Annotated in this window: 23 protein-coding genes; 9 read left to right on the forward strand and 14 right to left on the reverse strand. The window is 28.3% G+C overall.

All coding sequences use genetic code 11. From position 1 onward, the window contains the following. Positions 1-12 precede the first annotated feature (12 nt). Together purD and rsmD are read left to right on the forward strand one after the other, a co-directional pair. A complete protein-coding gene (gene purD / locus ACIJYF_RS06300; RefSeq protein WP_435116141.1) occupies positions 13-1275 on the forward strand; it encodes a phosphoribosylamine--glycine ligase in 1263 nt (420 codons plus the stop codon). Then, on the forward strand, positions 1275-1838 hold the full coding sequence (rsmD, locus tag ACIJYF_RS06305; protein WP_435116143.1) for a 16S rRNA (guanine(966)-N(2))-methyltransferase RsmD: 564 nt from the start codon (positions 1275-1277) through the stop codon (positions 1836-1838). The genes purD and rsmD overlap by 1 nt, the downstream gene beginning before the upstream one ends. Here the strand turns inward: rsmD and ACIJYF_RS06310 are convergent. From ACIJYF_RS06310 to ACIJYF_RS06335, 6 genes are read right to left on the reverse strand one after another with little or no spacing between them, the layout of a single operon-like run. Next, complete coding sequence (locus ACIJYF_RS06310) at positions 1830-2978, reverse strand: glucose-6-phosphate isomerase (RefSeq protein ID WP_435116145.1); 1149 nt, start codon at positions 2976-2978, stop codon at positions 1830-1832. The genes rsmD and ACIJYF_RS06310 overlap by 9 nt on opposite strands. Before the next feature lie 2 nt (positions 2979-2980). Next, positions 2981-3289, reverse strand: a complete 309-nt coding sequence (locus ACIJYF_RS06315) for a DUF3035 domain-containing protein (RefSeq protein ID WP_435116147.1) — start codon at positions 3287-3289, stop codon at positions 2981-2983. Beyond that, positions 3282-3779, reverse strand: a complete 498-nt coding sequence (lspA, locus tag ACIJYF_RS06320; protein ID WP_435116149.1) for a signal peptidase II — start codon at positions 3777-3779, stop codon at positions 3282-3284. Before lspA ends, ACIJYF_RS06315 begins: the two co-directional genes overlap by 8 nt. Then, the gene (gene ileS, locus ACIJYF_RS06325) at positions 3776-6508 is read right to left on the reverse strand and encodes an isoleucine--tRNA ligase (RefSeq protein WP_435116151.1); all 2733 of its coding nucleotides are present in this window, start codon (positions 6506-6508) and stop codon (positions 3776-3778) included. Before ileS ends, lspA begins: the two co-directional genes overlap by 4 nt. Then, a complete protein-coding gene (locus tag ACIJYF_RS06330) occupies positions 6508-7428 on the reverse strand; it encodes a bifunctional riboflavin kinase/FAD synthetase (protein WP_435116153.1) in 921 nt (306 codons plus the stop codon). The genes ileS and ACIJYF_RS06330 overlap by 1 nt, the downstream gene beginning before the upstream one ends. Then, positions 7422-8240: a TIGR01459 family HAD-type hydrolase gene (locus ACIJYF_RS06335; protein WP_435116155.1), complete on the reverse strand. Its 819-nt coding sequence runs from the start codon at positions 8238-8240 to the stop codon at positions 7422-7424. The genes ACIJYF_RS06330 and ACIJYF_RS06335 overlap by 7 nt, the downstream gene beginning before the upstream one ends. Positions 8241-8362: 122 nt before the next feature. Here ACIJYF_RS06335 and groES point away from each other — a divergent pair, with 122 nt between their 5' ends. Both groES and groL read left to right on the forward strand, forming a co-directional pair. Next, positions 8363-8653, forward strand: coding sequence for a co-chaperone GroES (gene groES, locus ACIJYF_RS06340; RefSeq protein WP_008546060.1), 291 nt, complete (start codon positions 8363-8365; stop codon positions 8651-8653). Positions 8654-8676: 23 nt separating this feature from the next. Continuing rightward, complete coding sequence (gene groL / locus ACIJYF_RS06345; protein ID WP_435116157.1) at positions 8677-10338, forward strand: chaperonin GroEL; 1662 nt, start codon at positions 8677-8679, stop codon at positions 10336-10338. Positions 10339-10482: 144 nt separating this feature from the next. On the opposite strand, the gene ACIJYF_RS06350 is transcribed toward groL, so the two are convergent. Next, positions 10483-11079 (reverse strand): class I SAM-dependent methyltransferase, encoded by a 597-nt coding sequence (locus ACIJYF_RS06350; protein ID WP_435116159.1) that lies wholly within the window; start codon positions 11077-11079, stop codon positions 10483-10485. A 37-nt stretch (positions 11080-11116) separates the two neighbouring features. Between ACIJYF_RS06350 and ACIJYF_RS06355 the strand changes: the two genes are divergently transcribed. Next, complete coding sequence (locus ACIJYF_RS06355) at positions 11117-11620, forward strand: hypothetical protein (RefSeq protein ID WP_435116161.1); 504 nt, start codon at positions 11117-11119, stop codon at positions 11618-11620. 62 nt (positions 11621-11682) lie between these two features. Beyond that, complete coding sequence (locus tag ACIJYF_RS06360; protein WP_435116163.1) at positions 11683-11937, forward strand: hypothetical protein; 255 nt, start codon at positions 11683-11685, stop codon at positions 11935-11937. A 147-nt stretch (positions 11938-12084) separates the two neighbouring features. Here ACIJYF_RS06360 and ACIJYF_RS06365 read toward each other — a convergent pair whose 3' ends face one another. Further along, positions 12085-13788: a DEAD/DEAH box helicase gene (locus ACIJYF_RS06365; protein WP_435116165.1), complete on the reverse strand. Its 1704-nt coding sequence runs from the start codon at positions 13786-13788 to the stop codon at positions 12085-12087. 178 nt (positions 13789-13966) lie between these two features. On the opposite strand from ACIJYF_RS06365, the gene typA reads away from it, so the two are divergent. Further along, positions 13967-15793 carry a translational GTPase TypA gene (gene typA / locus ACIJYF_RS06370; protein WP_435116167.1) on the forward strand — a complete coding sequence of 609 codons (1827 nt, stop codon included), beginning with the start codon at positions 13967-13969 and terminating at the stop codon, positions 15791-15793. On the opposite strand, the gene ACIJYF_RS06375 is transcribed toward typA, so the two are convergent. After that, a complete protein-coding gene (locus ACIJYF_RS06375; RefSeq protein WP_435116169.1) occupies positions 15790-16437 on the reverse strand; it encodes a YczE/YyaS/YitT family protein in 648 nt (215 codons plus the stop codon). The genes typA and ACIJYF_RS06375 overlap by 4 nt on opposite strands. A gap of 50 nt (positions 16438-16487) precedes the next feature. Here ACIJYF_RS06375 and ACIJYF_RS06380 point away from each other — a divergent pair, with 50 nt between their 5' ends. Beyond that, complete coding sequence (locus tag ACIJYF_RS06380; RefSeq protein ID WP_435116171.1) at positions 16488-17168, forward strand: DUF6134 family protein; 681 nt, start codon at positions 16488-16490, stop codon at positions 17166-17168. Positions 17169-17170: 2 nt separating this feature from the next. Here the strand turns inward: ACIJYF_RS06380 and ACIJYF_RS06385 are convergent, their stop codons facing one another. Genes ACIJYF_RS06385 through tldD form a run of 3 tightly spaced genes read right to left on the reverse strand, consistent with a single transcriptional unit; the run spans position 17171 to position 20871 of the window. Then, entirely contained in the window at positions 17171-18142 is a 972-nt protein-coding gene (locus tag ACIJYF_RS06385) for an NAD(P)-binding protein (protein WP_435116173.1), read from the reverse strand. Beyond that, the gene (locus tag ACIJYF_RS06390) at positions 18139-19455 is read right to left on the reverse strand and encodes a TldD/PmbA family protein (protein ID WP_435116175.1); all 1317 of its coding nucleotides are present in this window, start codon (positions 19453-19455) and stop codon (positions 18139-18141) included. The genes ACIJYF_RS06385 and ACIJYF_RS06390 overlap by 4 nt, the downstream gene beginning before the upstream one ends. A gap of 3 nt (positions 19456-19458) precedes the next feature. Further along, positions 19459-20871, reverse strand: a complete 1413-nt coding sequence (tldD, locus tag ACIJYF_RS06395) for a metalloprotease TldD (RefSeq protein ID WP_435116177.1) — start codon at positions 20869-20871, stop codon at positions 19459-19461. A gap of 88 nt (positions 20872-20959) precedes the next feature. Between tldD and ACIJYF_RS06400 the strand changes: the two genes are divergently transcribed. Next, positions 20960-21307, forward strand: a complete 348-nt coding sequence (locus ACIJYF_RS06400; RefSeq protein WP_435116179.1) for a DCC1-like thiol-disulfide oxidoreductase family protein — start codon at positions 20960-20962, stop codon at positions 21305-21307. Here ACIJYF_RS06400 and ACIJYF_RS06405 read toward each other — a convergent pair. Then, the gene (locus tag ACIJYF_RS06405) at positions 21304-21597 is read right to left on the reverse strand and encodes a hypothetical protein (RefSeq protein ID WP_435116181.1); all 294 of its coding nucleotides are present in this window, start codon (positions 21595-21597) and stop codon (positions 21304-21306) included. The two genes, ACIJYF_RS06400 and ACIJYF_RS06405, sit on opposite strands and share 4 nt — an antisense overlap. A gap of 30 nt (positions 21598-21627) precedes the next feature. Continuing rightward, positions 21628-22788 carry a hypothetical protein gene (locus tag ACIJYF_RS06410; RefSeq protein WP_435116183.1) on the reverse strand — a complete coding sequence of 387 codons (1161 nt, stop codon included), beginning with the start codon at positions 22786-22788 and terminating at the stop codon, positions 21628-21630. Positions 22789-22810 lie beyond the last annotated feature (22 nt).

The following is a 22810-nucleotide window of genomic DNA, read 5'->3' on the forward strand; positions in this document are numbered from 1 at the left end:
ATATACTTTTATATGAAAGTTGGAATAATAGGAAGTGGTGGTAGAGAGCATGCAATCTGCAAAAGTCTTAAAAAGTCACAAAAGATAAACCAAATTTATTGTTTTCCAGGAAATGCTGGCACAGAAGAGATTGCAAAAAATGTAAATCTAGATTTGGATAATTTTGAATATCTGAAAAATTTTATTATTGAAGAAAAAATTGATCTAATTGTAATTGGACCTGAAAAGCCTTTGGTGAATGGATTGGCAGATTATCTTGAACAATTTAATATCAAAGTATTTGGGCCAAATACAGTGGCCTCACAATTAGAAGGTTCTAAAATATTTACTAAACAAATTTGTGAAAAATACAATATTCCAACAGCAAAATTTGGTATTTTTCAAAATAGAGAAGACTCAAAAAAATTTTTAAAAAAAACAAACTTTCCAACTGTTATTAAGGCAGATAATTTGGCATCAGGAAAAGGGGTATATATTTGCTCAAATGAAGATGAAGCTGATATTGCCATTGAAGAAATTTTTAATGGTAAATTTGGTGAAGCTAAAAATTTACTAATTGAAGAATTTTTAGATGGAGAAGAAATGAGCTATTTTACAATAAATGATGGTAATAATTTTAAATATTTTGGTTCAGCTCAAGATCACAAAAGAGTTATGGATGGCGATAAAGGAAAAAATACTGGAGGGATGGGTGCTTACTCCCCTTCTAGATTGATGAATGAGGAATTAGAAAATAAAATTATTGATAGAATTATAAAACCGACTTTAAAAGCTTTAACAGAATTAGGTAGTGAATATAAAGGATTTTTATATGCTGGATTGATGATAGTAAATAATGAACCATATCTAATTGAGTACAATGTAAGAATGGGCGACCCAGAATGTCAAACAATACTTCCAAAATTAAAAACTGATTTGCTTGATATTTTTTTAGCCTGTTGTGAAAAAAAATTAGATAAATTTGAAATTAAATGGTCAAATAAAAAAAGTTTATGTGTGGTGTTGTGTTCAAATGGATACCCTGACTCTTTTGAAAAAAGTGTAGAAATCAAAAATCTTGAAAAAATAAAACTTGATAAACAAGAATATATATTTCACGCAGGATCATTAAAAAAAGAAGGTAAGACATATGCAATTGGTGGAAGAGTTTTAAATTTTGTTGCACTTTCAGATGAATTTACTAATGCAAGACAAATGATTTATAAAAGATTAAATGAGTTAGACTGGCAAGGTGGTTTTTATAGGAAAGATATAGGTCATAAAGTAATTGAATAATGAGAATTATTTCAGGTATTTTTAAAGGAAAAAAAATTCTTGATCCTAAAGATATCAAAACAAGACCTTTAAAAGATTTAACAAAAGAATTGATTTTCAATATCATAAACCACTCAAAAAAATTTAATATAAATTTAAAAGAGTTGGTAATACTTGATTTATTTTCTGGTGTTGGTTCATTTGGGATTGAATGCTTATCAAGAGAGGCTCGGAAAGTAATTTTTGTTGAAAATTACAATGGCGTTTTACCTATTCTAAAAAAAAATCTCTTAAGTATTAATTCTCATATTTATGAAATATTTGAAAAAAATATCTATGACAAAAGTACTTTCTCTAAATTTAATGATAGATTTGATCTAATTTTTCTCGACCCACCATATAAAGATAAGAATTTAGAAACTGTGCTCAATCACATAAAAGAAGCGGAAATTCTAAAGAAATCTGGAGTAATTATAATTCATAGGCACAAAAAAGAAATAGACACTTTGCCAAAGGGTTTTAAAATTATTGAAGAAAAAAAATATGGAATATCAAAAATAATATTTTTAATTTACTTAAGTTAATAATTTTTTTGTTTCAATTTTGATTAACTCAACAGCAGGTTGGTCATAAGGATTTAATTTTAAAGCTTTGCCTAACAAAATTGTTTCGAGAATAAAAAAACAAAATAATTCTCCTAGACTTTTTTCATCTCGTTTTTTAATTTCAAAACTTCTAAAAGGAATTTTTTTTTTTATAAAAACATTTTCTGTTGCTTTTTTTTGAGCATATAAAATTGTGTCCAGACTTTTTCCTTTAAGATACTTTTCTGATGATAATAATTTATGATTATTTATTTTAGGAGTATTTTTTTCTTTTACATAAAAAAATGTAAAAAAATTATTATTAAAACCATCTAAATATAACTGCATCACGCTATGATTATCTTTTGGCATGTTTGAAACTATTGGTAGGATCCCTTTTTTTTTCTTACCTAAACTTTCGGCTACGAGTTGTTGATACCAATTGAATAAATTTTCTGATTTCTGATCATAATTAATGATTACTGAATTATATTTTTTATTTTTAGCAAAATAAATTATTGAGTTTACGTTGAAAATTAAAGTATTTAGAAATTTTTTATTCTTAATCAAACTATTGAGGCATCTAAATTTTTTAGAATTTAGACCCATAAGTTCCGCAGGTAGCATTCCAACTTCTGAAAGAACAGAATATCTTCCTCCTATAAAATTATTATGATGAATAATGTCTGATTTTAATTTTTCAGCTAAAAGATGAAGTGAACTTTTTTTGTTTTCAGTTATAAAAATATTTTTATCTTTTCTATTAACTAATAAATTTGTATTTACAACAGTCTCAATTGTATTTCCAGATTTAGATATTATTAAATTTACTTTTTTATTGTTATTATTATTTTCTATATTTAAGTTATCAATAAATGAAAAATTTTTTTTTATTTTTTTATTTAAAAATTGATAGATAGTTTGAGTTCCCAAAGTTGATCCGCCCATTCCTATAACTCTAAAATCATTATTTTTCTTAAATTTGTTCAAAAATTTTTTATCAAAACTATCTTTATAGTTTTTACTCAATGATTTTAGAACTTCATTTTTATCTTTCAAAAGTGAGTATAATTTTTTGGTTAGTTTTAGATTTTTTTTCTTTTCTCTAAAATTTTTAAAAAGAATATTTGAGGTAAGCATTATTATTTAATCTTTTCTAAGATGCTTTTTTCAAGACTCTGCTTTTTATTTTCTTTATTTTCAATAGTTTTATTTTCTGATTTTGATACTAGGCTTTCAATTGTATTATCGTCTTCTTTGTTTTTTTGAATACTAGATTCTGGTAGGGGTAACTCATTAAAATTAGGTGGCATTATTAGTGGTGATTTTTTTTCAACTAAAAACTCATCGCTTGTTTTTTGTTTAGGAGACTTAAAACCTTCTTTAACTACAGCGCAACTACTGAGAAAAATTAAAAAACTCAAAAAAAAAGTAACTCTATATTTACTCATATTTTTCTTCTTTATTTGATGAAATCTCTAACACAATCAAGGATATTATACCAAATGTAATAAATATATCCGATACATTAAAAATAAACCAATGAAAACTTCCAATATGAAAATCTATAAAATCAGGAACGGCTTTAAAAAAAATTCTGTCGTGTAAATTTCCTAATGCACCACCAATTACCATTAGTAACGAGTATCTTTTGAAGCCCTGGCTTTTTATTGACATAATGACTAGCACGACAACTATCATTGAAATTATTACACTTAAAATATTATACAGGTAGTCCTCGTTAAAAGAAAGTAGACCAAATGCAATTCCTTTATTCCAAATTAAAACAATGTTTAAATATGTAGAATTAAAGATATCTGATCCAAGATTATTTTTATCCAACTGAATAACAAACATTTTTGTTAGTCTATCAATAAAATAAACTGATATTACTATTGAAAAATCGATGTAAAAATTTTTATTTATAAACTTAGATATCATTCAAAGTTTTGTGGACAAGTTTTTCGTGAACACGCATCCTTAGTAATTTTCCAGCATAATTGACATTTTGAACCTGCGGCCTTGGTAGTTTCAACTTTTGTTTCGGAGTTTTCTAAATAAGACACCTCTGCGTTCGATGTAATGCAAAGTTCTGAAAAATCTACATCTTTGGAAATATCATTAAATTTTTTATCCAAATTAATTTTTAAACTTGCCTCTAAACTTGACCCAATTTCTTTACTAGCTCTCTTTTCTTCAATGCTGATATTACAGGCATTCCTAATTTTAATAAGCTCTAACCATTTTTGATTTAAATTTTCATTTCTAAAACTTTTTGGAAAATCTAAAAATTTTGTTAAATGAATACTTTTATCATCATTCATTATCAGCCTATATATTTCTTCTGTAGTAAAAGATAGAATAGGAGCAAACCATCTTAATAGTGAATTTAGAATAACATTTAATAAAATTATTGTTGATTGTCTTTTTTTAGAGTCTTTAGAATCACAATATAAAGAGTCTTTTCGAATATCAAAATAAAATGCTGATAAATCTACAGTACAAAAATTTAATAACTCTTTGTATAGATTGTGAAAATCATAATTGTTAAAATAATTTTTAAAGTTTTCATTCAAAGAATAAACTTTATGAAGCATAAATTGTTCCAATTCAGGTAGATCAGATAAATTTATTTTTTCTAAATCAATCTCATCAAAATTATCATTCAGATTTCCAAGCAAATATCTAAAAGTGTTTCTAATCTTCCTGTAAGAGTCAGCGTGTTGATCTAAGATTGAGTGATCAATTCTTAAATCTTCTGCATAGTTAGATGAAGCTACCCAAATTCTTAAAATATCAGCACCATATTTTTTTAAAATATCTTCAGGTGCTATTACATTTCCAAGAGATTTAGACATTTTTAATCCTTTTCCATCAACAACAAAACCATGCGATAAGATTGACTCGAATGGAGCTTTTCCTCTTGTTCCACAAGACTCGAGTAAAGATGAATGGAACCATCCTCTATGTTGATCTGAACCTTCAAGGTACATGGATGCAGGCCATTTTAAATCTTCTCTTTTCTCTAAAACAAATGAATGGGTAGATCCACTATCAAACCATACTTCAACAATGTCACTTAACTTTTCATACTCTTCTGACTTATATTTTTTCCCTAAAAATCTTTGTGGGTCATCTGAAAACCAACAATCAGAGCCTTCTTTTTCATAAATATTTGCAATATTTTCATTTACCTCATCATCAACTAATATTTCTTTAGTTTTTTTATTTACAAAAATTGGAAGCGGAACTCCCCAAACTCTCTGTCTTGATACACACCAGTCGGGTCTGGTTTCAATCATTGATTTTAATCTTTCTTTTCCTTTGCTAGGATAAAAAGTTGTTTCGTCCAAAGCCTTTAAAGCTGTCTCTCTCAATTTGTGACTTTCCATTGATATAAACCATTGTGGAGTCGCTCTGTGAACCAATGGAGCCTTAGATCTCCATGAATGAGGGTAAGAGTGTGTTAGTTCGCCATTTGCCAATAAATTTTTTTGTTCTTTAAGTTTTTCAATAACAATTGGATTGGCTTTAAAAATATGATTGCCCTCAAATAAATGAACATTCTTAGTATATTTTCCATCACCATCAACTGTTTCAATCGCTTTAATTCCATGATTCAGACACAAATTAAAATCGTCAGGACCATGACTTGGCGCACAATGCACAATACCCGTTCCCTGTTCTGTTGTTACAAATCTTGCCTCCAACATTGGAATATCATATTCATATCCCAAATTGAAAAAAGGATGATAACAAATTGTGTCTTTAAAATCTTTTCCTTTAAATTTTTTAATTTCTTTATAATCTTTTAATGAGCATTCTTTTATAACCGAATCTAATAAAGTTTCTGCTATAACTATCTTTCGATTTTTAAAATCACCATCATCATTTAATTGAATCAATACATAATCTAGAGATTCATTATAAGCTAAAGCTTTGTTAGCAGGTATGGTCCATGGAGTTGTTGTCCAAATAATAATCTCACTTCCTTCAAGCTCTTTCAGATTAGATGATTTTACTGGGAAAGATGTATAAATAGTATCTGACTTATGATCCTGATATTCAACTTCAGCATCAGCAAGTGCTGTTTTTTCAACTGTAGACCATAAAACAGGTTTAAACCCTCTGTATAGACTGCCTTCTTTTAAAAATTTTCCTAATTCTCTTACAATTTGAGCTTCTGCATCATAACTCATTGTAGAGTAATAATTTTCCCAGTCACCTATAACCCCCAGTCGTTTGAATTGTCCTTTATGAACCTCAATCCATTTTTCAGCAAATGATCTGCATTCTTTTCTAAATTCAACTATTGGAACTTCATTTTTATTTTTTTTATTTTTTTTATATTGCTCTTCTATTTTCCACTCAATTGGCAAACCATGACAATCCCATCCCGGAACGTAGATTGAGTCCTTTCCATCCATTTGATGGAATTTAACTATGATATCTTTTAAAATTTTATTTAAAGCAGTCCCCATATGAATATTGCCATTTGCATACGGAGGACCATCATGTAAAACAAACTTTTCTTTACCTTTGCTGGATTTTCTAAGCTCTTGATATAAATTTATTTTTTTCCAGTATTCTAGAATTTCTGGCTCTCTTATTGGTAAATTAGCCTTCATAGAAAAAGCTGTTTTTGGAAGGTTAATTTGTGAATTACTCATTATGCTCTCTTTGCTATTTTTAAATCTAATTTAATTTGAGATTTTAACTTATTAATATTTTTAAATTTTTTCTCTTTTCTTATAAATTTTAAAAACTCAACTGATAAGTGCTTATTATAAAGATTTCCAGAAAAATTAAACAAATGAACCTCTAGTAAGATTTTTTTTTGATTAAATGTTGGTCTATAACCAAGATTTGCTATCCCTTTTAAAATTTTAAGATTATTTTTTCTTAAAACTCTTACTGCATATACGCCTAGTTTAGCTAACACATAATCATTTATATCTATGTTACATGTTGGAAATCCAATTTTTTTTCCAACTTGTCTACCCTTTTGAACCATTCCTTCAATAGACCATTTTCTATCTAATAATTTATTAGCTCTTTCTAGATATCCATTTTCTAAATAATTTCTAATTAAAGAAGATGAAACAATTTTTTTATTAATCAAAAGTGGTTTTGGTTTAATAACTTGATAATTATACTTTTGTTCATTTTGAATTAGAAATTTTACATCTCCTTCTCTTTTATTTCCAAATCTAAAATTATTACTAACGAATATAAATTTTGCCTTTAATTTATTTGACAAAATATTTTTTATAAAATTAATTGATTTTGTTTTTGAAAAAATTTTATCAAATTTTTTTGTTACAATAAAATCAACTCCAAGATTATTTAATAAATTTATTTTTTGGTCAATACTGGACAATCTAAAATTTTTTAAGGATTTGTTAAAAAACATTTTTGGCATTGGGTTAAAATTTATCACACCAATTTTTAAGTCATGTTTTTTTTTATATGATTTGGCTAACTTAAATAATTTTTGATGGCCCAAATGTACCCCATCAAAATTTCCAATTAAAATTATTGATCCTTTATGATTTTTATTAATATTAAAATTTTTATACAATCTTACCATTTTAAATCTGACTGTATGAAGTTTACAATAGACTCGTATTGTTTTGATACTTTTTCTATTCCATTATCTTTTATTTCATTTTTATGCACTCCATTTGAAATTAATAAAGAGTCATAATTTAAAAGATTTGCACCTTTGATATCTGTATTTAGATTGTCTCCAATTGATAAAATTTTTTTATTTTTGTTGTCTGTTGATTGATTATAAACTTCTGGATAGGGTTTACCAAAGTACACTACCTCTCCACCTATTTTTTCAAATACCATAGCAACCGATCCCGCACACAACTCTCTTTCATTTCCTTTATCAACTATTAAATCCGGATTTGTACAAATCATTTTTTTATCAATATGATTTTCTAATAAATCTTTATAATAATTTAAATCCTGATCATAATCATCAAATAAACCAGTGCATAAAAGATAATGGCTTTCATTAATTTCTTTGGATTTATTGTCTCTAAAGTCATTGAATAAATCAAAATCTTTAGGTGGACCAATATGATAAAATTTTTTTTGAGGATAAAACTTTTTAAGATAGTTAAGTGATGCTTCTCCAGAGGTAAAAACTTTGTTTCTATACTTTTCTTCCATACCCATTTTTTCTAAAAATACTTGAACTGGCTGAATGGGTCTTGGCGCGTTTGTTAATAAAACAAAATTTTTATTTATCTCTAATAATCTTTTAAGAGTATAAATTGCACCTTCATAAAGTTCTATGCCATTGTGCATTACTCCCCATAGATCTATATAAAAAAGATCATAATTTTCAGCTATGGACTGCAAACCCTCAGAATCTAAATTTTTAGTCATAATTTAAGATATAAACCATAAAATCCTTAATTTCCTAGGATTTTTCATAACTTATTTTCCATATTAACTTGAAAAAGCTAGGTCAGTATCTATATGAGGCTCATATTTAATAAGGAGAATTTATGAAGTTTAAACCGTTACATGACAGAGTATTAATCGAAGTTCTAGATAGCAGTGAAAAAACTGCTGGTGGAATAATCATCCCTGATACAGCACAAGAGAAACCTCAAGAAGGAAAAGTGGTTGCTGTTGGTGGTGGAGCTAAAACAGAAGATGGAAAATTAATTCCAATGGATGTTAAAGTTGGGGACAAAGTTTTATTTGGCAAATGGTCAGGAACTGAAGTCAAAATTGATGGCAAAGAATACAGCATAATGAAAGAGTCAGACATTATGGGTATTTCAGGTAAATAATTTAATTTAAAGGAGAAAGTAAAATGGCAAAAATAATTAAATTTGACGCTGAAGCAAGAGCGGCAATGATGAGGGGTGTCAATATTTTAGCTGATACCGTTAAAGTTACTTTAGGTCCAAAAGGCAGAAATGTTGTTATGGATAAATCTTACGGTGCACCAAGAATTACTAAAGATGGTGTTTCTGTTGCTAAAGAGATTGATCTTGAAGATAAGTTTGAGAACATGGGTGCTCAGATGGTTAAGGAAGTTGCTAGCAAAACTAATGAGGAAGCTGGTGATGGTACAACTACTGCAACTATTTTAGCTCAAGCAATTGTTAAAGAAGGCATTAAGTATGTAACTGCAGGCATGAATCCAATGGATGTTAAAAGAGGAATTGATGCGGCTGTAGAAAATGTAAAAGAAAACTTAATTGCTTCTGCTAAAAAAGTTAAAGATAGTGATGAAATTGCTCAAGTAGGAACAATATCTTCTAATGGTGATAAAGAAATAGGGTCGATGATTGCAAAAGCTATGCAAAAAGTTGGTAACGAAGGTGTTATTACTGTTGAAGAAGCAAAAGGAATTGATACTGAGCTTGATGTTGTTGAAGGTATGCAGTTTGATAGAGGTTACTTATCTCCATACTTTATTACTAACAGTGATAAAATGACAACTGAATTAGATAATCCTTACATCTTATTGCATGAAAGCAAATTAACTAACTTACAACCAATGGTTCCACTATTGGAAGCTGTTGTACAATCAGGTAGACCTTTGATGATTATTTCTGAAGATGTTGAGGGAGAAGCGTTAGCTACTTTAGTTGTAAATAAATTAAGAGGTGGTTTAAAGGTTGTTGCTGTAAAAGCTCCAGGCTTTGGTGATAGAAGAAAAGCTATGCTTGAAGATATCGCTATACTAACTGGTGGCCAAGTAATTTCTCAAGACCTTGGAATTAAACTTGAAAATGTTAAACTTGAAGATCTTGGATCTTGTAAAAAGATTAAAGTTGATAAAGATAACAGTACAATTGTAAGTGGTAGTGGTAAAAAATCTGATATCGCAGCAAGATGTGATTCAATAAAAAAACAGGTTGATGAAACTACATCTGATTATGATAGAGAAAAACTTCAAGAAAGACTTGCTAAATTGGCAGGTGGTGTTGCAGTTATCAAAGTTGGTGGAGCTACAGAAGTTGAGGTTAAAGAAAGAAAAGATAGAGTTGAAGATGCTTTAAATGCAACTAGAGCTGCTGTCGAAGAAGGTATTGTAACAGGTGGTGGTTGTGCTCTTCTATACGCTGCTCAAAACCTTGATAAAATAAAAGCTAAAGGTGATGATCAAAAAGCAGGTGTAGATTTGGTTAGAAAAGCACTTGAAGCTCCAATCAGACAAATTACAAAAAATGCTGGAGTTGATGGTTCAGTAGTTGTTGGTAAATTGTTAGAGCAAAAGAAAACTTCATACGGATATGATGCTCAAAGCGAAGAGTATTGTGATATGTTTGCAAAAGGTATCATTGACCCAGTTAAGGTCGTGAGAACTGCTCTTCAAGATGCTGCTTCTATATCTGGATTACTAGTAACTACAGAAGCTATGATTGCTGACAAACCTGAAGAAAAAGATGCTGCTGGTGGAATGCCTGGTGGAATGCCTGGTGGCATGGGTGGCATGGGTGGCATGGGTGGAATGGGAATGTAATCCCGTCTATTTAGACCTAAAAATTATAAAACCCCCGTTGTTAAATACTTCGGGGGTTTTTTTTGTTTTCACTATTCAGTGTCTCTTGCTTTCGTGAATTCCCATTCCTTTAACTAAGTAGTACTTGGATAAACAACTTTTGTTTTAAATTTTTTGCAAAATACATTGGTGATGATAATTGATTAAATTATGTTGTTCCAAAATTTTTATTTTTTTAGTTTTTATAAAATAATCAATTGCTCTGGTTACTCCATCGTTCCACCAACCTTTTAATTTATAGTCATCAAGTACAATTATTCCTTCTTTATTAATAAAGTTTAAAGAATTGGATATATCTTTTTTAACAAAATCATAAAGGTGATTTCCGTCAATATAAATTAAATCAAATTTATATTTATTATTTATAAAAAAAACATCAGATGTTGATCTACAAACTTCTACTTCATTATTTAAAATTTCTTTTTTAAAATAACTTTTTATTTCCTCAAAGTACTGATCTTGCTTTTTTTGTCCAAGTATATCTGAATTTCCATACCATGATTTTTCATATATTAATTCATTAAATACCATCCATGGGTCAACTAAAACTAATTTTTGTGGCCTAAAATTTAAAAATAACTTTTTTGAAAAATCTCCACGGTGAACACCAATTTCAAGAGAGAAAGGATTTTTTTTTTTTAGATTTTTTTTTATTAAATCAATTCTATCTACTAAAAAAAGTTTTTTAAAAATCTTTTTCATAATATAAATATATACGAAAGATGATATAATTAAATAAATGATAATAGGTAAAAATTTTTTTATTAATGAAATGCCAAAAACTGGCACTAGTTTTTTAAGGAATTATTTTAAGACTTATAAGAGTATAGTTATTACAAACCATCATGACACAGTTGAGCACAATAAAGAAAAAAAATTATTAAATAAAAAATATAGAATTGGAACTATTAGATCTCCATATACTTGGTATTTATCATTTTGGAAATGGTCATGCCTTAAAAAAAAGGACTCTCCTCTTTACAGTGATTTAACTTCCAGAAGAATTAAAATACGGCGATTAAAATTTGACTCAAAACTATTTAATTATCTATTTAACCAAATTACTAAAAATACTGATGAGTTGGAGAATTTATTTATAGACGTAAATTCAAAAAAAAACTTTAATAAATTTTTACAAATTTTACTAAATCATAAATATAGAAACTACATAAGTTCTGACTTCAGCTTCACTCAAAATAAAGAATTGGGATACATGACTCATTTTTTTTTTATCAAAATGTAGTCAGAAAATATTATGAAAAATTTTTTTTACCAAATCAAAAATTTTCAAAACTTATAAAAAAAATGGACGCTAAAATATTTACAAACTATTATTTTAAAATTGAAAGATTAGAAAAAGACCTGAAACTTTTTTTAAAAAAAAATAAAATTAGATTAAAACAATTTAAAGATTTTGATAAAAATTCAACTAAAATGAATTTAGATAAAAATTATAAAAATTTCTTTTCTCAAAAAAACCTTGAGCTTATTGAAAAAAAAGAAAATTATTTATTTCAAAAGTTTAAATATAAAAAAATTTCAAATATAAATAAAAAATAAATTTTTAAATTCATTTTTAAATGCTAAGATAATAAATATGTCAAAAAGGTATAGCGGAAAATCATTTAAAGACTCTAGTGCTAGTAAAAAACCAAAATTAAGTCTGAAAGAAAAAAGAAAACAAAAAAAAGAAAAGACTAAAAAATCTTAAGATTTAGCTCTTTTTTTACTATGTTTTTTAAAGCTAAAGTTTTTAGGTCTATTATTTCTACCTTTAAATTTTTTCTTTCCCTTAAAACCAAAACTTTTTTTCTCTGAGTCTGAAGATGTGTTTTCCGAAGGTTTTCTTCCAAAATATTTTGGATTATTTGTAAAGCCAGATGGTTTTGGGTTATTTTTTTTTGTAAAACTTGATTTCCCTTTAAAACCAAAACTTTTTTTCTCTCCATCTCTTGATGGTTTGTCTCTAAAACTTGATTTCCCTTTAAAACCAAAACTTTTTTTCTCTCCATCTCTTGATGGTTTGTCTCTAAAACTTGATTTCCCTTTAAAACCAAAACTTTTTTTCTCTCCATCTCTTGATGGTTTGTCTCTAAAACTTGATTTCCCTTTAAAACCAAAACTTTTTTTCTCTCCATCTCTTGATGGTTTGTCTGATCTACCTTTACTATAAGATTTTGATTTGCTTTTAAAATTTGACGATCGATCTTTTCTACCTTTTCCAAAAGATCTTTTTTCATCTCTAGCTTTTCTTTTTTTATTATTTGGTCCCTTGCCTCTTCTTTTATTTTTTGAATCTCTTCTTAAGCCACTAGGCGCTGGTTTGAAATTTGGATCAATTAATTTATTTATTGAATTCCACATTATTCTATCATCAGGTGTTAAAAATGTTAATGCAGATCCTTCAGATCCTGCTCTTGCAGTTCTTCCAATTCTGTGAATGTAATCTTCTGGAACTTGTGGTAGATCATAATTGATTACATGTTGAATTAGAGGAATATCTAAACCTCTAGCCGCAACATCTGTTGCAATTAAAATTCTCTTTAGTCCTTTTCTAAAAGAATTAATAACACGATCCCTTTTACTTTGACGAAGGTCACCATGAATTGCATCAGCTGAATGCCCCTCTTCTTTTAGTTTTTTAACCATCTTATCAGCACCTCTTTTAGTTTTAACAAAAACTAAAATAGAACCTTTTCTGGCTAAAAATTGATCAATTAATTCATCGTATTTATTTTCTTTAAAAACTTGAAGAGTTTCTTGTTTAATCTTTGCAATTGGAACCGATGTAGCTCCTGTAGAAATTCTTTCAGGTTTATTTAAATATCTGTCTGAAATTCTTAAAATATTTTGAGGTAAAGTTGCTGAAAATAATAATGTTTGATGATCTTTTGGAACAAATTTTAAAATCATTTCAATTTGTGGGGTAAATCCCATATCCAACATTCTGTCAGTTTCATCCAAAACCAAATACTTTGTAGCTGATAAATTTAAGCTTTTTCTTTTTAAATGGTCATTAATTCTACCAGGCGTGCCCACTATTATTCTTGATCTATTACCTAATTGTCTAAGTTGTTTCTGCATAGACTCACCACCAATAAGCAAAGCTGATTTAATATTTATTTTGTCACTTATAATACTTTTAATTGCCTCCATTACTTGAGTAGCTAGTTCTCTAGTAGGACACATGACTAGTGCAAAAGCATTTTTATCTAAAATCAACTTATTAATTAATGGAATGCTGAAGGCTAATGTTTTTCCCGTTCCTGTTTGTGCTGTTCCTAAAATATCCTTTCCTTCCAAAGCAGCAGGTATTGCCATTCCTTGAATAGGTGTGGGCTTTGTAAAATTCATTTTCTGTAATGAATTTTTTAACGAATCTTCTATTTTAAGTAATTTAAAATTTTCCATTTTAATGATTAAGAAGTTTTGATCTTGATTCTATGTTGCCTCTAATTTTATTGCGATATCTATATGTTTTTAAAACAATCACAAGAAATGAATTTTTCATTAAAGTCTATTTGCCTTGTAATTACTGTCTTTTTTTAAGTTTTCAAATCAAAGAATTAATGTATAAGAGCCACAATTTATGAGCAATAACATCAGAAACATCACTATCATTGCACACGTTGACCATGGCAAAACAACTATGATCGACAATCTTATGAAACAAAGTGGTTCATTTAGAGATAATGAAGTTGTTGATGAAAGATTAATGGATTCTGGTGAGCTAGAAAAAGAAAGAGGAATTACTATTCTAGCTAAACCTGCTTCAATTAATTGGCAAGATTCAAGAGTAAATATTATAGATACACCTGGACACAGAGATTTTGCTGCTGAAGTTGAGCGTGTTTTAAGCATGGCAGATGGTGCATTACTTTTAATAGACTCTGCAGAAGGTGTAATGCCTCAAACAAAATTTGTATTAGCCAAAGCCCTTAAACAAGGTTTAAAACCAATCGTAGTAATTAATAAATTAGATAAAGCAGATCAAAGAGCTAATGAAGTATTAGATGAAACTTTTGATTTGTTTGTAAGCTTAGATGCAAATGAAGAACAATTAGATTTCCCAGTTTTATATGCAAGTGGAAGATCAGGCTGGGCAAGCAAAGAAGTTGATGGTCCAAGAGAAAATCTTCACCCACTTTTAGATTTAATAATTGAACATGTTAAGCCAGCTGAATTAGATAAAACAAAACCTTTCGCTATGCTATCTACACTTTTATATGCAGATAGTTTTTTAGGAAGAAGTTTGGTTGGTAGAATTTCTCAAGGAACTGCAAAAGCCAATCAACCTATTAAAGCAATAAATCTTAATGGTGAAAAGGTAGACGAAGGTAAATTAACGAAAATTTTCAGATATGAAGGAACAAAAAAAGTTCCAATCGAAATTGGTGAAGCAGGAGATATCGTTGTAATTGCAGGTTTAGAAAAAGCTAATGTTGCTGACACTATTTGTGATCCTGAATTAAATGAACCAATTCCAGCAACACCAATAGATCCACCTACTATGTCTATTACAATAAGTGTTAACAGTTCACCTCTAGCAGGAACTGAGGGTAAAAAATTAACGAGCACTCAAATTAGAGATAGATTGCTATCAGAAGCTCAAAATAATGTCGGTATTACTTTTTCTCAAAATGCAAACGTGGACTCTTTTGTGATTAGTGGTCGAGGAGAATTAATGCTTGAAATTTTACTTACACAAATGAGACGTGAAGGTTTTGAAATGACTGTCAGTCCTCCAAAAGTATTATTTCAAAAAGATGAGGCAGGAAATAAACTAGAACCTATTGAAGAAATAACTGTTGATTTAGACGAAGAATTTTCTTCAAAAATAATTGACTCAATGAATAGAAGAAAAGGTAAACTTTTAGATTTAAAAGATACTGGTAAAGATAAGAAAAGACTAGTTTTCCACGCACCAACGAGAGGCTTAATGGGATACACTAGTAGGTTTTTGACTTTAACAAAAGGCACTGGTGTAATTAATAGAATTTTTCATGGATATGGGAAGTTTGAAGGTGAAATGGATGGAAGAAAAAATGGAGCACTAATTTCAATGTCGACAGGAAAAGCGGTAGCATTTGCAATATTTAATCTTCAAGCAAGAGGAGAAATGTTTGTAACTCATAATGATCCTGTATACGAAGGAATGATTGTTGGTTTAACTCCAAAACCTGGTGATATGATAATAAATGTTATGAAAGGTAAACAATTAACAAATATGAGAACTCAAGGAACAGACGAAAATGTTGTGCTTACCCCAGTAAGACAAATGTCAATTGCTGAACAATTAAGTATGTTAAATACTGATGAAGCTTTGGAAATTACTCCTAAGTCACTTAGATTAAGAAAAGCTATTCTTAATCCTCATGATAGAAAAAAAAGTGAAAAATCTGGCGCTGCAGCCTAATTAAATAATCTATTAACTAAAAATAATCCAAGAGCTACGCAAGGCCCAATTCCAAAAGCAAACAATAGAGTTCCAATACCTACCGTACCACCTAAATACCAACCAATTGACATTACAGTAATTTCAAGAACCCCTCTTACTAATGCAATAGGCAGATTTGTTTTTTTTTGAAGACCAATCATCAAACCGTCTCTTGGTCCAGGACCTAAGTTTGCAACTAAATAAATTCCACCTCCTATACCCACGGTCAATACGGCAAAAGCTCCTAGCAAAATTTGATAAATATAGTTCTCTGGAGTTGGAACATATCTAATGCACACATCTATCATTACTCCAATAATTAAAGCATTTAAAATAGTGCCAATTCCTGGTTTTTGTTTTAATGGAAGCCAAAGTAATAAAACTGCAATACTAATAAAAATAGTTATAAGACCGATTGAAAAACCAATATTTAAAAATATACCTTGTGCTAGCACACTCCATGGTGATGCTCCAGATGCTGAGACAATTAACATCCCTTCTCCCAAACCAAATAAAATCAAACCAAAACAAAGAAAAAAAAAGGTAGAGATTTTTGGTTTTAAATTTAATGATTTGTCAGAACTCCAGGAAACTCTTGGTATATTTTTAATTTGTAGAAACATATTTAATAAAATACTTCTTTTATTATCAAAGTCTATTAAACTAATATCAAATGAAAAAGTTTTTATTACTTATATTTCTTTTTGTATTCCCATTCAACAGCATGGCTCATATGGCTCACTATAATAAGTTTAACAAAATAGAAATGGAAATTTTAAAAGATGGTGAAGTGATAGGTTATAATTTTTATTTTTTTAAAAGAAATAAGAATGAAACAATAGTCACCAACCAAATAAAATTTACAGTAAAATTATTTGGTGCAACCGTTTTTGAAATTGAGGGTTTTGGTGAAGAAAAATATATAAAAGATAAATTAATTTCATTTGAGTCAAAAACACGCCAGAATAAAAAAGAAAAGTTTGTAAATCTTAAACTTAATGATCAAACAAATGAATTTGAAATTCAAGGGTCGTCGTATACAGGAATAGCATCAACAGATAATGTAGTTGGAAATTGGTGGAGCCATAAAATACTGCAGGCAAATAGCCAAATTAGCCCTGTTTCAGGCAGTATTAAGGAGCAGGTTGTGACTTTTATTGGTAAAGAAAAATTAGACCTATATGGAAAAACTTATGATGTAGAGCACTTTAAATTGACCTCAAAAGATATTTCTATTCCAAAAGATAAAAGACTTAATTTTGATGTCTGGTTTAATAAGAAAAATGCATTAATTTTAAAAGTTGCCTACTCAAGATTAGGTAATTGGGAATATAAAGTTAAAAAATTTGAATAACTTTACTTTACTATCTTTTTATAAAGATCATTGGCGCTTATCCATCCAGCTTCCAATCTTGGACCAACAAACCAATCTGCACAAACACCTAGATTAGTTGACGAGTCCCAAAAACTTTTTATTTTCAGAGGCTTTGAATTAGATGAATATTTCCAACCATGATTAAGAGAAAATAAAACTTTAGTTTTTTTAATTCCTGTCAACTTAAAGAACTGTTCGATTAAAATTTTAGAATTTAAATCTTTATTTTCTCTATTTTTATTAATTTTTTTATTTGCCCAATTATAAGTACTTTGTAGAGTCCATAAATCATTGCTACTTTTAAATCTTTTTTTTGTATTTTCTTTAGCAACCCACCCTAAAATCTTATCATCAAATAAGTAACTACTAATATTTGTTTTTATTTTTTTTGTAACTATCATCACCGTAATATTTGCATCCATTTTTATTTTTTTTTTAATGAATGAGTTTTTTATAAATTTTTTTGATAGTTTAGATAATTGAACAAATGGACAAGTAAGAATTAATTTCTCATAAATTTTTTTAGTTCCATCAGAAAAAGTTAGGACCCATTTTTTTTCTTTATAATCAATTTTTTTTAACTCTGTTTTAAAATTACAATTGATATCTTTGAGAAGATACTTGCTGATATCGTTATTGCCAAGTTTGCCTATTATTTTTAAATGATTTTTATTTTCTCTCTTAATCTTATTTAGAAATAAATGTTTTCCACCCCAAGTTTTTAAAACCTTTTTTTTTATTAACTTTTGAATAAAATTTTTAAAGGATGAGCTTTTTGGAGAAATATATTGTGTTCCATGATCAAAACCCTTCAACTTATCTAATCTTTTAAATGAAGCTCTGCCTCCTGGCCCTCTTGCTTTGTCAAATAAATCAACTGAATATTTCTTGCTTAAAAGATTGGCAATTGTTGCTCCCGAGATACCAGAGCCAATCACACAATAAGTGCTCATTTTCCCGCAACGGTCATTTCATCAATCATCATGGTAGGTGAGTTTACTGAATATTTAAATTCTAAATCATTTGCCAAAGTAATTTTTTTAAACATCTCATTAAAATTTCCAGCAATGGTTATCTCATTTACTGGATATTTAAATTCTCCATCCTCAATTAGAAAGCCAGTAGCTCCTACAGAGAAATCTCCTGTCACTAAATTAGTTCCATGTCCTATTGTCTCAGTCACGTATAAAATCTTAGAATGACTTTTTAGTAAATCATCATAATTAATTTTCCCATTTTCAAAATAAAGATTAGTACATCCGCTACTTCGACCATTAGATTTTAGATTTAATTTTTTTCCATTATATGTATCAATTAAATAATCATTAAGAATTCCGCTCTTAACTAATTCTAAGTTTTCTGTCGTTACCCCTTCAGAGTCAAAACACTGTGAACCCATACCCTTAATTAAATCTGGTTTATCAATAATATTAATCGAATTAGAAAATACCTGTTGTTTTATTTTGTCTTTTAGAAATGATGTGCCTCTTGCAATTGATGAAGCTGAAATAGCACCCGCAAAGGAACTTAAAAAACCTTTGGATATTCTTTTATCAAAAATAATACTCATTTTATCACTACCAATTTTTTTTGGACTTAATTTTTTTATAGTATGTTCTGCTGTTGTTTTTCCAAGTTCCGAAGGATTGGAAATATCATTTAAATGACATTTGCTTGTGAATTCATAGTCTCTTTCCATACTATTTTCATCTTTTGCGACAGTTACGCAAGATGCAGAGAATGAAGAGGATTTGTACCCATTACAAAAACCATCACTATTTGCTAAAATAAAATTTGACTTATTTTCTGTAAAGCCTGACTCGGTATTAATAATCTTTTCATCAATTGAAGCTGTTTCTTCTAATTCTCTTAAATAATCTATTTTTTTGTCATTCTCTATATGAGACTGATCATACAAATCTAAATCTTTAATGTTTTTTGCCAATAAGTCTTTTTCAGGCAAGGAATTGAATTCATCTTCTGGTGTCATCTTTGTAGTTTCATAACATTTTTCAATTAAAGTTTTTAAATTATCATCTAGTAAATTAGATGATGATATTGATGATTTTTTTTTACCAATATATGTTTCAATACTTATTGCTAAACTATCTGATCTATTAGACTCATCTAAAACTTTATTTCTAAAACTAACAGTTTCTGAAATTGAGTTTCCAACAGTCACACTTGCATCTGTTGCTCCAAGTTTTTTTGCTAAGTCTAAGCAATATGAAGCTTTGATTTTTAAATATTCTTGATTTTTAACCATGATTTATAATTTGGTTCCACCGACAGTCATTTTATCTATCAAAATTGAAGGTTGCGCTACTCCAACTGGCACACCTTGACCTGCTTTACCACATGTTCCAATACCTGGATCCATCATCATATCATTTCCCACCATTGATACTTCTTTCAAAATAGATGGACCATCTCCTATCAAGGTTGCTCCTTTAATTGGTGATCCAATTTTACCATTATTTATTTCATAGGCTTCTGTACAATTAAAAACAAACTTTCCAGATGTAATATCTACTTGTCCACCTCCAAAACTGACAGCAAAAATTCCTCTATCAACTGACTTTATCATTTCATCTTGAGTTTGGGTTCCACTTAACATCATCGTATTTCTCATTCTTGGTAAAACAATGTGCTTGTAATTCTCTCTTCTCCCACTACCTGTAGATCTGGTATTCATTAACCTTGCATTTAATCTATCTTGCATAAAATTTTTTAAAATCCCATTTTCTATTAAAACTGTTCTTTCTGTTGGGGTTCCTTCATCATCGATAGTAAGGCTTCCTCTTCTTTTATCTATTGTTCCATCATCAACAATTGTAACTCCTTCACTAGCAACTTTTTGGCCCATCAAATTATGAAATGCTGATGTTTTTTTTCTATTAAAATCTCCTTCTAAACCATGACCAATAGCTTCATGAATTAATATTGCTGGCCAACCAGGGCCTAACACTACCTTCATTTCACCTGCTGGTGCTGGTTTGCTATCAAGGTTTACAGAAGCAATTCTTAGAGCTTCCTCGCAAACATTTTTCCAATTATCATTTTTTAAATAATCATCATAAGATTGTCTTCCACCAATTCCGTAAACTCCCGTTTCTTTTCTGCCATTTTTCTCAAGCATTACTGAAACATTAAACCTAATTAGAGGACGAATGTCTGTTAAAGCTTCTCCTCCAGAACGAATAATTTCAATAGATTTTTGTTCTCCACTAAAGCTTGCTGTTACCTGTTTAACTTTAGAGTCTTTTTTTCTTAAATAATCATTTACATTATTTAGAACTTCTAATTTAGAATCGAGTGTCTTTTGTTCAATAGGGTTTATATCGTCATAAAATTTATTATTAGTTTTTGGAATTTCATGATTATAAATTCCTTTACTAGATTTGAGTGTAGATTTTAAATTTTCAGCAGAACTTTTTAATGAATTTTTTGAAATTTCATTAGAATGGGAATAAGCAACTACCTCATTTGAAACAGCTCTAAAACCGAAACCTAAATCCGAACTATAATTTGAGCTTTTAATCTTATTATCATCTAATAAAATTGACTCTGATTTTGAATTTTCAAAATATAACTCACCATCATCACAATTCTTTAAAGTGTCAGATACAATTTCATCTACATCTTTTCTAGTGAGATCTGATTTGTCAAAAAAATTTGCCATGGACATTACATAGCTATTTATACTCAATTTTCAATGGATGAATTAACACATGTACAAATATTAATTACATAGATACAAACTTTAATTAATGAAAGTATATTTTAATAATTCTTGTAAAATTTGTAGATCTGAAATTAATTTGTACAAAAAAGAAAAAATTAAAGATATCGATTGGGTTGATATAACAGATAATTCTATCGCTGAAAAAGAAACATCAAAAAAAGATAAAGATCTTTTAAGAAGACTTCATGTTAAAGATGGAGATAGCATAATTGAAGGTGCAGAGGCATTTTTATATGTTTGGAAAAAAATTCCAAAATATAAGTTTCTATATAATTTTTTTAAACTTCCTGTAATTTTTACGTTTTTTAAATTTGGATATGAAATTATTGCTTATTTTTTATATTTAAAAAATAAAAAACAGCTAAAGAACTAGCTCGTAAAAAATAATAAAATTTTACTTAACAAAGACATTGAAGCGATAAACATAATCATTACAACTGAATACATTAAAGTAATAATCTTATTTTTTTTCCTTCTTAGTCTTATAAAATCTTTATCATCTAAATCCGAAATATCTCTTTCACCAATTACATGATAATCATAACTCCAGCGCCAAGTAGAATCTCCAAGTCTTGGATCTAAATTATTAAAATAAGTTATCCAAGAAAGAATATACTTTAAGATTAAATACAAAATTAACATTGTAATTGTTCCAAAAAACATTCTAGATACTATTTAATTTATTCAGATAATTTAATTGTTATTTTTAGACCTTTTTCTGGCAATAAGCTGAGTGAGCGAGTCTACCATCGTGTCTGATGCTTTAAATATTTCATTATTTTTAAACTCATGAGAAACATTTTTTTCAGGGTTTGTCTTATCTTCAATAACTATTCCTTCATTTGGAGAGTTATTTTTAATATAAATTAATAATAGCCAGTCCTCATCAGAAGATTCATCCCATTTTACAAAAATTTCTCCTGTCTCAAATCTTTTATCAATACATCTAAAAATAGACATATGTCTTGTGATGTGTCTTTTATTTAACTGAAACACTAAACTACTTGCACTACGATAGAAACTTTCAAGAGCAAATTCAATTTTTTGTCTTGCTATTGTATATTCTTTTTCTTTTTGTAATAATGTTTCCCTGTCTTCATCACCCTGTAATTTTACACCAAGAGCCTCTACTCTTTCTTTGATTTTCTGATCTCTAATTATTCGATATTTTTCTTTTAATTTTTCTATCCGCTGTTGAAGACTAGCATAATCATCTCTTTTTTCTTTAAGTGATATTCTTTCAAGTTTTTCTAATTCTTTAACTTCTCTAATTCTAAATTTTTCAATTTGCTTTTCTAATCTTAATTGTTTTAAAAATTTTTTTTGTTTTTCAGCCTGCTCTATTCTCAATAAAGCTTGTTCTTTTCTAAGGAAAATTTTTATATCTCTTGCTCTTTGTCTATCTAATTTTACCTCATCTTTTAAAGCCTGCTCTTTAAGTTTAAGTTTTAATTCTTCTTGTTTTTGTTTTTCATTTTCAAGATTAATTTTTTCTACTCTTTCCTTTTCCAATTTTTCTAATTTTAATCGTCTAGCTTCATCTTTTTTAGTTTGTTTATAATCAGAAATTGTATTAGCTATCTTATCAAAGAAAGCTTGGATATATTTTTCAATACTTAAATTGATTTTAAATTTTATTTGAGGTCTTAAAGAATTTTGAAAATTTATTATTTTCAAAATAAAATTTTGTTTTTTGGGTATGTCTTTATTTTTAATCCTTCTTATTTTTTTATTTGAAGATTTAACTTTTGATTTTATTTTTTTAACCTTTTTTTTAATTGGTTTAACAGATTTCTTGACCTTTTTTCTAACTTTGGTTTTGGCTTTTTTTGGCTTTTTTTTTATTTTTTTCATCTGAAGAGATTAATGTTTCTAT

It is taken from the genome of Candidatus Pelagibacter bacterium nBUS_49, assembly GCF_051200925.1.
GTDB lineage: Bacteria > Pseudomonadota > Alphaproteobacteria > Pelagibacterales > Pelagibacteraceae > Pelagibacter.